This is a genomic window from Qipengyuania vulgaris, from assembly GCF_009827325.1.
In the GTDB taxonomy this organism is placed as follows: domain Bacteria; phylum Pseudomonadota; class Alphaproteobacteria; order Sphingomonadales; family Sphingomonadaceae; genus Qipengyuania; species Qipengyuania vulgaris.
The window spans coordinates 381340-395469 of sequence record NZ_WTYC01000001.1; the positions used below are offsets into that span (position 1 = coordinate 381340).

Below are 14130 nucleotides of genomic sequence, written 5' to 3' on the forward strand. Positions count from 1 at the left end.
GTTGTTCAAGGGGAATTGCCGACATGAACCGTATCTTCGCCATTCGCACCTTCCTGCTGGGCGCAATTGCGCTTGCCCTTTCAGCCTGCGGGATCAACTCCGTCCCTGCCGCAGAAGAAAACGCCAAGGCCAAGTGGGCCGATGTGGAAGCGCAGTTCCAGCGCCGCGCCAACCTGATTCCCAACCTCGAACAGATCGTGATGTCCTCCGCCGAGCAGGAGCGCCAGACGCTCAACGAGGTGATCGAGGCGCGCGCTTCGGCGACACGGCCCGAAATCCAGCTTGGCGAAGGCGATCTCAACGATCCCGCCAGGATGCAGCAATACCAGCAGGCGCAGAACCAGTTGGGCGGTGCACTCAGCCGACTACTCGTTTCGGTCGAACGCTATCCAGAACTGCGCAGCCAGGACAATTTCGGTCGCTTCATGACGCAGCTGGAAGGCAGTGAAAACCGCATCGCGGTCGCCATTCGCGACTATAACGAAGCGGTTCGCCAATATAACACCACAATCCGCACCTTCCCCGACACGATCGGCGCGAACATCATCCATGGTGCGGAACCGCTGGTGCCTTACGAAGCCGTCAGCGAAGGCGCGGAAACTGCGCCGCAGCTCGACATGCGCAGCAACGCCGAAGCCAACTGAAGCGCGCGGGAGGCGCGATCATGAACCGCATCCCCGGCCTTCTGCTGCTTCTGGCGGCCGCGTTCGGCCTCGGGTCGCCTGCGTTGGCGCAACCGGCATTCCCAGAACGCGGCACTGCGCCGGTCGTTGATGAAGCCAATATCATCGACGAGGCGACCGAAGCCGAATTGACGCGCAAGCTCACCGAGTTCGAAGCGCGCAACCAGCGCCAGTTCGTCGTTGCGACCGTGCCCGACCTGCAGGGATACGATATCGCCGAATACGGTTATCAGCTCGGCCGCAACTGGCAGCTGGGCGATGCCGAGAACGATGACGGGATCATCCTGCTTGTCGCCCCGAATGAACGGCAGATGCGCGTCGAGGTCGGTTATGGGCTCGAAGGCATCATCCCCGACGGGCTCGCCTTTGAATATGTCGAAGGCATGAAGCCCTTTTTCCGTGAAGGCGATTATTCGGGCGGTATCAGCTGGGGCGCCGACCAGATCATCCGCCAGCTCGAGCTCCCGCCCGAAGAAGCGGCGCAGGTCGCCCAGGCATCCGAGCAGCAGCGCGAGAGCAAGGACAGCGGATTTCCCATCGGCGGGCTGATCTGGCTCGCCTTCATCGTCTTCTTCTTCATCCTGCCGATGTTCAGCGGACGTGGTCGCCGCAGGCGCTATCGCCGCGGCCCTTGGGGCAATGCGGCAAGGGACATCATCCTGTGGGAAGCGGGCAAGGCGATCGCGCGCGGCATCGATTCCGATGGCTGGGGCGGCGGTGGCGGCGGCGGCTTTGGTGGCGGCGGCTTCGGCGGGTTCTCCGGTGGCGGCGGCAGTTTCGGTGGCGGCGGCGCTTCGGGGGGCTGGTAAATGGGTTATCTGGACGAAGCACAGCACAAGATCGTCAGCGATGCGGTCGCGGCGGCCGAAGGTACGACCAGCGGCGAAATCGTCACCGTTCTGGCCGACCGGTCCGACGGCTATACCGATATCGCGCTGTGGTGGGCCATCGGTGCCAGCTTCACCGCAATGAGCATATTCGCTGCCTTTCCCGAATTCTTCCTCGGCTGGTTCGACTGGCTGGCAGGCGGTTGGACCGTCGAATGGACGCAGGGGCAGGTACTGACCCTCGTGCTTGCGCTGGGCCTGGTAAAATTCTTCGGGGTGCTTGCCATCCAGCTTTGGCAGCCGCTCAAATTCGCCCTCATTCCCGGCCCCATCAAACAGCAACGTGTGCGCGAGGCGGCGGTCCGCAACTTCAAGATCGGTGCGGAACGGCGAACGCATGGCCGTACGGGTGTGATGCTTTACCTCTCGATGCGCGAACACCGCGCAGAGATCGTGGCCGACGAACCCATCGCAGAGCGGGTCCACGCCGAAATCTGGGGTGAAGCCATGGCCGACATGCTGGCCGAAGTCAGCCGCGACCGTATCGCGGACGGACTGGCAGCCGGCGTGCGCGACGTGGGTCTGGTCCTGACGGAGCATTTCCCGCGCGACAAATATGACGAGAACGAGCTGCCCGACCGGCTTATCGAAGTCTGACCGTGGCTGTTCCCGATCACGATGCACCTGAAGAGGTGATGTGGCAGGGCCGTTTCGTCACGGCGAAAAAGCGTGGGCGCTGGGAATATGTGTCGCGCAGCCGGGGAATCCGGGCGGCGGTAATCCTCGCGATTGACGAGGAGGATCACGTCCTTCTGGTCGAACAATATCGCGTTCCGCTGGGGCGTAGCTGTATTGAACTGCCCGCAGGCTTGATCGGGGATGACGATAGCGCCGCCGACGAGGATCCGCTGGCCGCCGCAGGGCGCGAACTGGAGGAAGAAACCGGCTACCGCGCCGATCGGCTCGAGGACATGGGCTGTTTCTATTCCTCCCCCGGAATGGTCAGCGAAAGTTTCACGCTTGTACGCGCACGCGGCCTGACGAAGGTCGGCGATGGCGGCGGGGTCGAAGGTGAGAATATCACTGTCCACCGCGTTCCCCGCACCGTATTACCGCGCTTTCTCGACGAAAAGCGAAAGGCAGGTTGCGGCGTGGACGTGCGTATGCTCCTGCTGCTCGGGCAAGGCATTATCGAGGGAGAGTGAGTATGGCAGGCCGCTGCGAAGGAAAGCTGGCGCTGGTGACCGGCGCCGCCCAGGGGCTTGGCGCCGCGCATGCCCGCAGGCTCGCCGAAGAAGGCGCACGAGTGCTGTGCACCGATATCAACGGAGACGGCGCCGCAGACACCGCGAGGCTTGTCAATGAAGCGCTTGATCGGGAGGTTGCATTCGCTGTTTCGCACAATGTTACCGATCCTTCTGACTGGGAAGCGGCAGTCGATGCCGCACGGGAACATCTCGGCGGGCTCAACGTGCTTGTAAACAATGCCGGGATCGGCGTGGCAGGGAATATCGAGACCTGCGACTTCGAAGACTGGAAACGCTGTTTTTCGGTCAACGTCGATTCCATCTTCCACGGCTGCCAGAAAGCCCTGCCCCTGATGCGCGAACATGCGCCGGGATCGATCATCAACATTTCCAGCATCGCCGGACTGATCGCCAGCGACACTATGCCCGCCTACAATTCGAGCAAGGCGGCCGTGTGGATGCTGTCAAAGTCGATTGCGCTGCACTGCGCGAAGAACAATATGGATATCCGCTGCAACTCGGTCCATCCGACCTTCGTCGACACGCCGATCCTCGACGGGACGGCGAAGGCGCATAGCCTCGACAAGGGGATATTGCTGGAAAAGCTCGCCCGTCAGATACCCTTGCGGAAAGTGGGGGAGCCAGACGACATCGCGAATGCGGTGGTCTATCTCGCCAGCGACGAGAGCAAATTCATGACCGGTGCGGAGCTCAAGCTCGACGGCGGTATCTCGGCCATGTAGAAATTGGGACGCGGCATTGCCCCCGCGTCCCGGTTCAATCGGCGATCAGCGCGATGCCGAGGTAGATCAGGATGAAGCTGCCGAAGCCGAGCAGTGTTCCGAGCACGAAGCCGACGCGGACCAGCGTGGTATCAATCCCGAAGTGGCGGCCGATCCCGGCGCAGACGCCCATCAGCTTGCCGTTCTGGCGATCGAGGCGGAACCCGCCACTCGGCTTTACGGCATTGTCATCGTCGCGAAATTTGAGCTGGCTCATACCAGAACTCCACCGGGGGTTGCGGGGATGATGGCCGTGGCGAAGAACACCGCCGAGACGGCCAGCGAGAATACGGCTGCGAGAATCTTGCCGCCGGACTTTTCGATATCGAACATGAGAACCTTCCTTTCAGAGACTTGAGTGGCTGCGGATGCCTTAGGCCAGCAGGCCGGCGGGCGAAGCGGGGACGATTGCGTAAGCCATCATGATCGCCGATGCGCCGATGGCGAAAACGGCGGCGAGAGCTTTGTTGCTGGCAAATTCGAAAGCAGACATTGTGATAATTCCCTTGAACCTTGACTGGTTCGTCGGACCATCCGGCGAACACAAACAGCCTTGCAACGGGCGTGCCAAACTTGAAAAACGGCCGAATTCAGCCATTCCAAACTTAACCGAGAGCTTCGGCTTCGTTCACCTATCCGAAAGGTTGGTGATTTTTCCCAACATTTGGATTTGGCGTTTCGGCTGGTGAGCTTCACTCGCTATCGCTAGGGGTTGCGCCTCCATGCTTGACCGCATTTCCCTCAGCCGTTTTCGCAACCACGAAGCCACCGATCTGGTCGGCACTTCGCGCTTCAACCTGCTCGTCGGCGACAATGGTGCGGGCAAGACCAACGTGCTCGAAGCGATTTCCCTGCTCGCTCCGGGCCGCGGGCTGAGACGGGCCAATCTGGCGGAGATCGTCATGCATGGTGCTGGTGCCGGTTTCGGCGTCGGCGCAAGCCTGACTGCAGGCGATATGGGTGACGAACCCCTTCGCCTCGCCACCTATTGCGAGAGTCCCCATCCCGGGCGACGCCGCATCCGCATCAACGGGGCCGACAACACGGCCACCGCGCTGGGCGAATGGATTGCGCTCACATGGCTCACCCCGGCAATGGACGGGCTCTTCACCGGCCCATCTGCCGACCGCCGCCGCTTCCTCGACCGTATGGCCCTCGCCCTCGATCCCGCCCATGCGCAGCACGCGGCTCGCTATGAAAGCGCGCTTCGTGAACGCAATCGCCTGCTTTCGGACGAGCGCATCCCCGAAGGTGCGTGGCTCGATGCCATCGAAGCGCAGATGGTGGAACATGGCGGCCGCCTGATCGCGGGCCGCGCAGCGCTGGTCGATACGCTGATGGCGCGGATCGCGCATATGCCGAGCGAACCCTTCGCCCGCCCCGCCATCACCTATGCGCCGGGCGGTGCCGATAGTGCAGAGGCGCTTTCACAGGCGCTGTTCGAGGGCCGCAGGGGCGACCGCGCCGCCCAGCGCACGCTTGCCGGCCCGCATCGCGACGAGCTGGAAGTTATCCATGCGGCCAAGCGCGTAGCTGCAGCGCAGAGTTCGACCGGCGAACAGAAGGCCATGCTGGTGGCGATCACCCTCGCTCATGCCGCGCTGGCGGCACAGGGACGCGCGGGCGTGCTTCTGCTCGACGAAGTTGCCGCGCATCTCGATCCGGTGCGCCGCACGGCGCTGTTCGAACAGCTATCCGCCAGCGGTGCGCAGGTATGGATGACCGGGACGGAAATCGCGCCATTCGACAGTATCGCCGGTGATGCGGCGATCTGGCGCGTGTCAGGCGGAACGGTCGATCCCGCCTAGCCCTCGTCGGGCAGAGCTGCCTGAACCTCGTCCAGCGTATCGGCCACCAGCGCATCGATCCCTTCCGCCGTCGGGTGGATGCGGTCCGACTGGAAAAGCGAGGGGTTCTGGTAGATGCTTTCCAGCCAGAAGGGCACCAGCTGCGCATCATATTCGCTGGCCAGTTCGCCATAGAGTCCGTCGAACTGCTGCTGGTATTCGGGGCCGTAATTCGGCGGCGCGCGCATTCCCATCAGCAGGACCGGTATCTCGCGGCTCTTCAATTCCTCAAGCATTTCTTCGAAGTTGGCCCGCGTATCGGCAGGCTGGATACCCCGCAGCATATCGTTGCCCCCCAGTTCGAGCAGGACGAGATCGGGCTTTTCCGCCTGCTGGTCGAGCACGAAACCCAACCGTTGGCGCCCGGCTGCGCTCGTGTCACCCGATACGCCCGCATCGACCACGCGGGCATTGATGCCCTGCTGCCGCAGTGCCCGTTCCAGCCGTTCCGGATACCCCTCGTGTTCGGCGAGATTGTATCCCGCGAACAGGCTGTCGCCGAACGCAAGGATGCGCCGCTCCTCTCCCTCCACCGCAATATCCTCGGGTGCCGCGGTTTCGCTGGAGGGAGCATCCGCGATCTCCGCATCCTCCGCCTCGCTTCCGCAAGCGGCGAGCGAAAGGGCGAGCAGGGGTATCGACAAACTACTGAGGCGCATCGGCGGACTTCCTTGTGTGGATATGGCGCTTCTGCCATCGCAGCCATGTGACAACTTCTCAAGATGCGATCATCGCGCGCGACCTGCGCCTCACCCTCGGCTCCTCCGAAGCACCGGTAGAAATCCTCAAGGGCCTCGACCTTACCATCAAGGCCGGGGAAACCGTGGCGTTGCTTGGCCCGTCCGGCTCCGGCAAGAGCTCGCTCATGGCGGTGCTGTCGGGACTGGAACGTGCCAGTTCGGGCACGTTGCAGATCGCGGGGCAGAACTTCGCCACGCTGGACGAAGACGAACTGGCCCGGGCCCGCCGCGGGCGGATCGGCATCGTGCTCCAGGCCTTCCACCTGCTGCCGACGATGACCGCACTCGAAAACGTCGCCACGCCGATGGAGCTTGCCGGTGAAAGCGATGCACAGGTCCGGGCGAAGGCCGAACTTGAGGCCGTCGGCCTCGGGCACCGGCTGGAACATTATCCGCAGCAGCTTTCCGGCGGCGAACAGCAGCGCGTCGCCATCGCCCGCGCCACCGCGCCCCGCCCCGACCTGATCTTTGCCGATGAACCAACCGGCAATCTCGACGCCGCGACCGGCCACGAAATCGTGGAACTGCTTTTCAAACGCCGCGCGGAAACGGGCGCGACCCTGCTGGTGATCACGCATGACCCGGAACTGGCAGATCACTGCGAGCGGGTGCTGACGCTGGGCGACGGCCGCATTGCCAGCGACACCTCCGCATGAGCTGGGGTACGGCCTGGCGGATTGCGCGCCGCGATCTCAATACACGCTTCAAGGGGCTGCGGCTTCTCCTGGTATGCATCTTCCTCGGCACCGCTGCCCTTGCGGCAATCGGCTCGCTGACCGCAGCCATCGAGCGCGAACTGTCGGCGAATGGTCAGGCCTTCCTTGGCGGGGATCTCCAGATCGAACTGTGGCAGCGCTCGCTCAACGATGAGGAGCGCAGCGCGCTGGAAGAACTCGGGACCGTCTCTGCCGGTACCCGCCTGCAGGCCATGGCGCGCAAGGACGATATCGCAGCGCCTATCGAACTGAAGGCCGTCGACAGCGCCTATCCGTTATACGGCACGCTGACGCTGGAGGGTGACCGTGAAGTGGGTGCGCCCAGTGGCAACCAGGCCTATCTCGCCCCGGGCGCAGCGGACAGGCTGGGCGTAGGCGAGGGCGACAGTATCGCCGTCGGGACCGAAACGCTGGTCGTCGAAGGGATTATCGATGATGAGCCCGACCGTCTGGGTGAAGGCTTCCAGCTCGGCCCGACGATCATCGTCGCCGAAGACGTGCCGCAGCGCGCGGGCCTGCTGGCACCGGGTGCGATGTATCAGAGCAAGACCCGCGTCGCGTTTTCCACCCCCACCGACCTCGAACAGGTGGAGGAAGACCTCGAAGCGCGCTTTCCCGACGCCGGGTTCGATATCGACACCGCCGAACGCGCCGCGCCGGGCACCGACCGCTTTGTCGAACGGATGAGCGAATTCCTGACGCTCGTCGGTCTCGCGGCGCTGGTGATTGCGGGGATCGGGATCGGCGGCGGTGTCTCGTCCTATCTCGACGCGAGGCGGCAATCGGTGGCGACCTTCAAGGTATTGGGCGCGGACAGCCGCGATATCGCGCGGATATATGCACTGCAGATATTCGCGGCTTCCGCAGTCGGATCGCTGGCCGGTCTGGCAGTGGGCGTGGCGACCGTCCCGCTGCTGGCCTCCGCGCTGGAAGGCTTGCTGCCGGTCGACGCAGGGTTCGTTTTCGATCCCGGCGCTCTCCTGCTCGCAGCCGCTTACGGACTGCTGGTCGCGCTCGTCTTCGCCGCGCCTCCGCTGATGCGCGCACGGAACTTTCCGGCCATGGCGCTCATGCGTGCGCGGGTCGCGCCGCTGGCTCGCGACAGATCGGCAATTCTGGTCGTGGTCGCAGGGTTGGCCGCCATCGTCGCGCTCGCTCTTCTGACATCGAGCCGTCCCATGCTCGCCGCTGGCTTCCTCGCCGGTGCAGCCGTCGTGCTGGGCCTGCTGGCGCTGCTCGGCTGGCTGATCCGCAAGGGCGCGGCCGCCCTGCCCCGCCCCGCCAGTCCGATCGCGCGCGCGGCCCTCGCCAATATCTACCGGCCCGGTTCGAGCACGGGTGCGCTGGTCACTGCATTGGGCTTCGGCCTTGCCGCCTTCGTCCTCCTCGCCGCGATCCAGAGTTCGATCGACGGCAATATCGAAAGCCGTGTACCCGAGCAGGCCCCGGATTACTTCGTGCTCGACGTGCCCCGCGATCGCGAGGCCGATTTCCGCGCGGTGGTGGAAGCTACCGACAACGAGGCGCAAATCCGCACCGTGGCCGCTTTGCGCGGTGCCGTGCTGGCTTTCGGGTCGGACGGGAACATGACCCGCACCTCCACCCTCGAAGACATTCCGGACGGCGCCTGGGCGCTGCGGGGCGAGCGCGGCCTGACCTATGCCGAAGAGGTACCGGCAGGCAACGAACTGACCGATGGCAGTTGGTGGGGCCCGATGTACCAAGGGGAACCACTGGTATCGGTGGACGAGGAATTCGCCGAAGCCGCGGGCCTCGAAATCGGCGACAAGCTGACCTTCGGCGTGCTGGGCGCAGAGATCGAAACCCGCATCGCCAACACCCGGCGCATCGACTGGGAAAGCATGGGCTTCAACTATGTGTTCGTGCTCAGCCCGAATGCCCTGCGCGACACCCCGCACAATCTGGCGGCGACCATCGAGCTATCAGAAGGTACGCCCACCGGTCCGCTGCTGCAGTCCCTCGTGCGCGAATTCCCCTCGACCTCGGTGATCGAGGTCGGCGGTGTCCTGCAACAGGCGCGCACGATCCTCGAACAGGTTGGCCTGGCAACGCTGGCCGCTGCGAGCGTTGCGGTGCTGGCAGGGCTTGCCGTACTGCTGGGCGCCATTGCCGCCGCACGCGCCTCGCGTACCTACGACACGGTGGTCCTGCGCGTGCTGGGCGCGGACCGGAGGCAGGTGCTGACGATGCAATTGGCCGAATATGCCTTGCTGGCAGGGGCACTTGCAATTGTAGCGCTCGGCCTTGGCAGCCTGACCGCGTGGCTGGTTGTGACGCAGCTGTTCGAGTTCGACTGGCTGCCCGATTGGGGCGAAGTCTTCGCAGTGCTGGGCATGGGGCTGGCGGTGGTGCTGATCTTCGCCGTTGGCGGATCGCTGCCGCTGCTACGTGCGAAGCCTGCACAGGCATTGCGAGCGCTTTAGTCGGGACACGAAAAAGGGGGCCCGAAAGCCCCCTTCCCCATTTCCGATCTGATCTTTCGGATCAGAACTTGAACTTCGCGGCGACGCCGTAGGTGCGCGGCTGGTTCGGGTAGCCCGAAATCGCCTGGCCCTGGGCAACCGCCGGGAAGATCGTGGTGATGTACCGGTCGTCGAGCAGGTTGCGGCCCCACAGCGTAAGCTCCAGACCCATATCCATCGCGTAGGTGATGGAGGCGTTGAGGCTGTTCACTTCGCGGGTGAACGGCAGCGCCGCATCGCGGGCCGGTTCGAAATCACGCTCGCCCGTGACCGGATCCGTGACGATGTAGTTCGTCAGGCCGTTCAGCACCTGCACCGGCGACTGGTAGGAGAAATCGCCGCGCAGGATGATACGGTCGCCCGCGTCGTTGATTTCCCGGTTGTAGGTCGCACCGAAGACTGCCGACAGTTCCGGCACACCCGCAACCTGGACGCCCGAGAGGTCGCCCACAGGCGAATTCTCGAAGCTGTCGTAGATCGGGTCGAGATAGGTCATCGCGACATTCAGCGTCAGCGAGTCGGTCGGGCGGACGTTGCCGTCGAACTCGATGCCGAAGGTTTCCTGCTTGCCGGCATTCGAAAGGATGAACGACGTACCGGTGAAGGTATTCGCCTGGAAATCCTTGATGTTCTGCTGGAAGACCGTGAGGTTCGCGGCCGCGTAGTCCCAATTGCCCTTGATGCCGATTTCGAAGACTTCGGAGTTCTCTGCTTCAGCGAAGCGCGTGCCGGGACGGAGGTTGGTTACCGCAAGGCCCTGCGCCTGCAACTGGGCGAAATCGCCCGGCAGCGGACGACTGTCACGCGAAAGGTTGAAACTCGGCGCCTTGTAGCCGGTCGCCCAGCTTGCATAGACATTGAGCGTCGGCGTGACTTCGTAGGCAAGTCGTACGCTGTAGCTCCAGTCATCGTCATCCGTCGCGCAATCTTCGACTGCGTTCGGGCAGTTCTGCAACGGCGGCAGGAACTGGAGCGGGGTGAGCGCCAATAGCGGGTTCACAGCCCGGTTGGTATCGTTGGCATCGGCAAAGGCCTGTACGCCAGCCGAAACCTGTCCAAACGCAGCGGGATTTCCCGCAGCGAAAGCACCGATTTCCGCCTGTGTCGCAGGACGTCCCAACATCAGCAAGCCGCCAATCTGGTCAGCGAGACCCTGCGCAAAGATTGCGCGGTTACCTGTGGCCACCAGATCGACGTTCGAGAACACGTCGGTGCTCGTCGAATTGGTCACGATCTGCTTCTTGTCCTTGGTGTAGTTCGCACCCAGCGTCAGCACGAGACGATCGGTAAAGGCGAAGTCCACGTTGCCGAAGATCGAATAGGCTTCGTTGTCCTGCACGATGTTGTTGAAGAAGCCCTGCCCCTCGGCGAAGAACTGGCCGGTGTAATCCGTGCCGTTCAGTGCGGAAAGCGTCGCTTCAAGCGAATCGACGGTCTGCGTGCCGCCGGTTGCGCCTTGCAGCAGCAGGTTGGCATAGTCGCGGAAGTCTTCGCCGAAAACGATCTGGTCCGACGTGTCGACGGTCTCGTCGAAATAATAGCCGCCGAGCAGGAAGTTGAGCGGGCCGTCGAAATCCGACGCAACGCGCAGTTCCTGCGTGAATGTGTCAATCGCGGCGTCACCGATGTTGGCGCCGGTCACCGCGTTGAGGCTGGTGAAGTCGACGTCCTGATCCGCCATCAGCGAGGTTTCGCGATAGGAGGTGATCGAGGTCAGCGTCACCGGGCCCAGTTCGTAGTCGAGATGACCCGAGATACCGTAGTTCTCGATCTCGTTGATCGGATCGACATCGGTGAAGATCACGTCGCCATCGGGATTATCGCGGAAGTCGTTGACCTGTCCGCCGAGCAGCTGGATCGCGCCGATTTCCGCCGAGGGACGGACGTTGACGACACCGCAGCAACGCTCTTCGATCTTGTCGTAGTCGCCGATGATGCGGGCGGTGAACGGGCCGCCATTGTCGAACAACAGCTGACCGCGGGTGAACCAGCGGTTGCGATCGTTGACGTCCTGGCCGTTGACCCCATTGGTCAGGTAACCATCGCGGTTGTTCCAGCCTGCGCCTGCGCTGAAGGCGACCGAGTCGGTGATCGGGCCGGTGATATAGCCCTTCACGACCTTGGCATCGTAATTGCCGTAGCTCGCTTCGACCATGCCTTCGAAGTCGAAGGACGGTTCCTTGGTCACGATCGAGATGACGCCCGCGCTGGCGTTCTTGCCGAACAGTGTCGACTGAGGACCGCGCAGGACTTCGACGCGCTGGATGTCCGGAAGGTCGGAAATCTGCGAAACCGCACGGCTGCGATAGACGCCGTCGACGAACATGGCGACCGACGGTTCGAGGCCGATGTTGTTGCCGTCCGTGCCGAAGCCGCGGATCGAATAGCTGGTCGCAAAAGCGCTCTGCAGCTGGCTGACGCGGAGCGAGGGAACGACCGTCGCCAGGTCGGCGATGTCGCGGATCTGCGCACGCTCGATCGTTTCGGCCGTGGTCACGCTGACGGCGACGGGGACTTCCTGCAGCGTCTGTTCGCGCTTGGTGGCGGTGACGACGATGATGTTCGGATCGGGGCTTTCCGCCTGTTCTTCGGCGGTATCGTATTCGGCGGCCTGTTCCTGACCTTCTTCCTGTGCCGATGCCACCGAAGGCACGACGAGGGCGGCGGTGCCGACCAGCAGGGCGGAACGAACGGTCGCGGCGCGACCGAAAGCAGAAAATTTCATATTAAGGCGTCCTCTCAAACGATGCGTATCTTGGCCTGACATGCAGTCCCCAAACCACGCAGACGTATGCGGATTATTTGGTCCGCCCCCTGCTCTCAAGGGTTTAGCCGCTGCTATCGACAGCGAAACCTCAACTGTGGTTTTCGAGTCACACACGGCTAAGCTTGCCGCAGTGCACCATATCGGCTAGGGGCGCGCACGAATTGGCAGGGCCGATTTGCGTCCGCCGCTACGGCATCCTTACGAAAGCAACTACTATGTCCCGCGACCTTCGCAACGTGGCGATCATCGCCCACGTCGACCACGGCAAAACCACTCTGGTCGATCAACTTTTTCGTCAGTCGGGCACGTTCCGCGAAAACCAGCGCGTCGAAGAGCGCGCGATGGATTCGAACGACCTCGAAAAGGAACGCGGGATCACGATCCTCGCCAAGTGCACCAGCGTGGAAAAGCACGGCGTGCGCATCAATATCGTCGACACCCCCGGACACGCCGACTTCGGCGCCGAGGTGGAGCGTATCCTCTCCATGGTCGACGGGGTGATCCTGCTGGTCGATTCCGCTGAAGGCCCGATGCCGCAGACCAAGTTCGTCACCGGCAAGGCGCTGGGCCTCGGCCTGCGCCCCATCGTGGTGGTCAACAAGATCGACCGCAGCGATGCGCGCCCGCAGGAAGTGCTCGACGAAGTGTTCGACCTCTTCGCCAGCCTCGATGCGACCGACGAACAGCTCGACTTCCCCAGCCTCTGGGCCTCGGGCCGCGACGGTTATGCCAGCGAAGACGAGAACGCCCGCGAAGGCGATCTCGAACCGCTGTTCAAGCTGATCATCGATCATGTTCCCGCGCCGGGCCTCGATACGGAAGCACCGTTCAGCTTCCTCGCCACCCTGCTCGACCGTGACAACTTCATGGGCCGCGTTCTCACCGGCCGCGTCCAGTCCGGCACGGTCAAGCTCAACGATCCGATCCACGCGCTCGATGGTGATGGCAAGATCATCGAAGTCGGCCGCGCGACCAAGCTTATGTCCTTCGACGGACTCGACCGGGTACCCGTGGAAAGCGCAGAGGCGGGCGACATCATCGCGCTTGCAGGGCTTGAAAAGGCAACCGTGTCGAACACGATCGCCGATCCTTCGGTAAAAACCCCGATCGAAGCACAGCCGATCGATCCGCCCACGCTGGCCATGCGCTTTGCCGTCAACGACAGCCCGCTTGCCGGCCGCGAAGGCAGCAAGGTCACCAGCCGCATGATCCGCGATCGCCTTTATCGCGAAGCGGAAACCAACGTCGCCATCCGGATCACCGAAAGCGAAGATAAGGACAGCTTCGAGGTTGCCGGTCGCGGCGAGCTCCAGCTCGGCGTGCTCATCGAAACGATGCGCCGCGAAGGGTTCGAACTCGGCATCAGCCGTCCGCGCGTGCTCTTCCGTGAAGAGAACGGCCAGCGCATGGAGCCCTTCGAAACCGTCGTCATCGACGTGGACGACGAACATTCGGGCACGGTCGTGGAAAAGATGCAGCGCCGCAAGGCAGAGCTCACCGAAATGCGCCCCTCCGGCCAGGGCAAGACCCGCATTACCTTCTCCGCCCCCAGCCGCGGCCTGATCGGCTATCACGGCGAATTCCTGTCCGACACGCGCGGCACGGGCATCATGAACCGCCTGTTCGAGAAGTACGATACCTATCGCGGCAAGATCGAGGGCCGCCAGAACGGCGTGCTCATCTCGATGGTGTCGGGTGAGGCTGTCCCTTACGCGCTCAACATGCTGGAAGAACGCGGCGAGCTGTTCATCAGCGGCGGTGCCAAGATCTACGAAGGCATCATCATCGGCGAAAACGCCAAGCCTGCCGACCTCGAAGTCAACCCGATGAAGTCGAAGCAGCTGACCAACTTCCGCTCCACCGGCAAGGACGATTCGATCCGCCTCACCCCGCCCCGCGTGATGACGCTGGAACAGGCCATCGCTTATATCGACGACGACGAGATGGTCGAAGTGACGCCTGAAAACATCCGCCTGCGCAAGGCGATCCTCGATCCGCACGAGCGCAAGCGCCACTCGCGCAAGATGGACGGCTAAAC

General features: G+C 63.2%; 14 protein-coding genes. 9 read left to right on the plus strand and 5 right to left on the minus strand.

Annotated features, from left to right (window positions below; translation table 11 throughout):
* The first annotated feature begins 23 nt into the window (after nt 1-23).
* Genes GRI69_RS01960 through GRI69_RS01980 form a run of 5 tightly spaced genes read left to right on the plus strand, consistent with a single transcriptional unit; the run spans nt 24 to nt 3500 of the window.
* A complete protein-coding gene (locus GRI69_RS01960; protein ID WP_160726629.1) occupies nt 24-644 on the plus strand; it encodes a LemA family protein in 621 nt (206 codons plus the stop codon).
* A gap of 20 nt (nt 645-664) precedes the next feature.
* Nucleotides 665-1492, plus strand: a complete 828-nt coding sequence (locus GRI69_RS01965; protein ID WP_160726630.1) for a TPM domain-containing protein — start codon at nt 665-667, stop codon at nt 1490-1492.
* Complete coding sequence (locus GRI69_RS01970; protein ID WP_160726631.1) at nt 1493-2167, plus strand: TPM domain-containing protein; 675 nt, start codon at nt 1493-1495, stop codon at nt 2165-2167.
* 2 nt (nt 2168-2169) lie between these two features.
* Entirely contained in the window at nt 2170-2715 is a 546-nt protein-coding gene (locus tag GRI69_RS01975) for an NUDIX domain-containing protein (protein WP_160726632.1), read from the plus strand.
* 2 nt (nt 2716-2717) lie between these two features.
* Nucleotides 2718-3500, plus strand: coding sequence for an SDR family oxidoreductase (locus GRI69_RS01980; protein ID WP_160726633.1), 783 nt, complete (start codon nt 2718-2720; stop codon nt 3498-3500).
* Nucleotides 3501-3534: 34 nt separating this feature from the next.
* Here the strand turns inward: GRI69_RS01980 and GRI69_RS01985 are convergent, their stop codons facing one another.
* The 3 genes from GRI69_RS01985 to GRI69_RS01995 are packed head-to-tail and all read right to left on the minus strand — an operon-like array spanning nt 3535 to nt 4032.
* Nucleotides 3535-3756, minus strand: coding sequence for a PspC domain-containing protein (locus GRI69_RS01985; protein WP_160726634.1), 222 nt, complete (start codon nt 3754-3756; stop codon nt 3535-3537).
* Nucleotides 3753-3872, minus strand: a complete 120-nt coding sequence (locus GRI69_RS01990) for a recombination protein F (protein WP_160726635.1) — start codon at nt 3870-3872, stop codon at nt 3753-3755. The genes GRI69_RS01985 and GRI69_RS01990 overlap by 4 nt, the downstream gene beginning before the upstream one ends.
* Nucleotides 3873-3912: 40 nt before the next feature.
* Nucleotides 3913-4032: a recombination protein F gene (locus tag GRI69_RS01995; RefSeq protein WP_160726636.1), complete on the minus strand. Its 120-nt coding sequence runs from the start codon at nt 4030-4032 to the stop codon at nt 3913-3915.
* 229 nt (nt 4033-4261) lie between these two features.
* Here GRI69_RS01995 and recF point away from each other — a divergent pair, with 229 nt between their 5' ends.
* Nucleotides 4262-5347, plus strand: coding sequence for a DNA replication/repair protein RecF (gene recF / locus GRI69_RS02000; RefSeq protein WP_160726637.1), 1086 nt, complete (start codon nt 4262-4264; stop codon nt 5345-5347).
* Here the strand turns inward: recF and GRI69_RS02005 are convergent.
* Nucleotides 5344-6045 carry an arylesterase gene (locus GRI69_RS02005; protein ID WP_202391780.1) on the minus strand — a complete coding sequence of 234 codons (702 nt, stop codon included), beginning with the start codon at nt 6043-6045 and terminating at the stop codon, nt 5344-5346. The genes recF and GRI69_RS02005 overlap by 4 nt on opposite strands.
* Before the next feature lie 47 nt (nt 6046-6092).
* Here GRI69_RS02005 and GRI69_RS02010 point away from each other — a divergent pair, with 47 nt between their 5' ends.
* Together GRI69_RS02010 and GRI69_RS02015 are read left to right on the plus strand one after the other, a co-directional pair.
* Complete coding sequence (locus tag GRI69_RS02010; RefSeq protein WP_160726638.1) at nt 6093-6782, plus strand: ATP-binding cassette domain-containing protein; 690 nt, start codon at nt 6093-6095, stop codon at nt 6780-6782.
* Complete coding sequence (locus GRI69_RS02015) at nt 6779-9286, plus strand: ABC transporter permease (protein ID WP_160726639.1); 2508 nt, start codon at nt 6779-6781, stop codon at nt 9284-9286. The genes GRI69_RS02010 and GRI69_RS02015 overlap by 4 nt, the downstream gene beginning before the upstream one ends.
* A 61-nt stretch (nt 9287-9347) precedes the next feature.
* On the opposite strand, the gene GRI69_RS02020 is transcribed toward GRI69_RS02015, so the two are convergent.
* Complete coding sequence (locus tag GRI69_RS02020) at nt 9348-12050, minus strand: TonB-dependent receptor (protein WP_160726640.1); 2703 nt, start codon at nt 12048-12050, stop codon at nt 9348-9350.
* Between the two features lie 257 nt (nt 12051-12307).
* On the opposite strand from GRI69_RS02020, the gene typA reads away from it, so the two are divergent.
* Nucleotides 12308-14128, plus strand: coding sequence for a translational GTPase TypA (gene typA / locus GRI69_RS02025; RefSeq protein ID WP_160726641.1), 1821 nt, complete (start codon nt 12308-12310; stop codon nt 14126-14128).
* The last annotated feature ends 2 nt before the right edge of the window (nt 14129-14130 follow it).

Excerpts from the sequence above, each read along its gene's own strand:
- typA (WP_160726641.1), top strand. The coding sequence starts at position 12,308 with ATGTCCCGCGACCTTCGCAACGTGGCGATCATCGCCCACGTCGACCAC.
- GRI69_RS02020 (WP_160726640.1), bottom strand. The coding sequence starts at position 12,050 with ATGAAATTTTCTGCTTTCGGTCGCGCCGCGACCGTTCGTTCCGCCCTG.
- recF (WP_160726637.1), top strand. The coding sequence starts at position 4,262 with ATGCTTGACCGCATTTCCCTCAGCCGTTTTCGCAACCACGAAGCCACC.
- GRI69_RS02015 (WP_160726639.1), top strand. The coding sequence starts at position 6,779 with ATGAGCTGGGGTACGGCCTGGCGGATTGCGCGCCGCGATCTCAATACA.
- GRI69_RS01995 (WP_160726636.1), bottom strand. The coding sequence starts at position 4,032 with ATGTCTGCTTTCGAATTTGCCAGCAACAAAGCTCTCGCCGCCGTTTTC.
- GRI69_RS01965 (WP_160726630.1), top strand. The coding sequence starts at position 665 with ATGAACCGCATCCCCGGCCTTCTGCTGCTTCTGGCGGCCGCGTTCGGC.
- GRI69_RS01960 (WP_160726629.1), top strand. The coding sequence starts at position 24 with ATGAACCGTATCTTCGCCATTCGCACCTTCCTGCTGGGCGCAATTGCG.
- GRI69_RS01990 (WP_160726635.1), bottom strand. The coding sequence starts at position 3,872 with ATGTTCGATATCGAAAAGTCCGGCGGCAAGATTCTCGCAGCCGTATTC.
- GRI69_RS01985 (WP_160726634.1), bottom strand. The coding sequence starts at position 3,756 with ATGAGCCAGCTCAAATTTCGCGACGATGACAATGCCGTAAAGCCGAGT.
- GRI69_RS02005 (WP_202391780.1), bottom strand. The coding sequence starts at position 6,045 with ATGCGCCTCAGTAGTTTGTCGATACCCCTGCTCGCCCTTTCGCTCGCC.
- GRI69_RS01980 (WP_160726633.1), top strand. The coding sequence starts at position 2,718 with ATGGCAGGCCGCTGCGAAGGAAAGCTGGCGCTGGTGACCGGCGCCGCC.
- GRI69_RS01970 (WP_160726631.1), top strand. The coding sequence starts at position 1,493 with ATGGGTTATCTGGACGAAGCACAGCACAAGATCGTCAGCGATGCGGTC.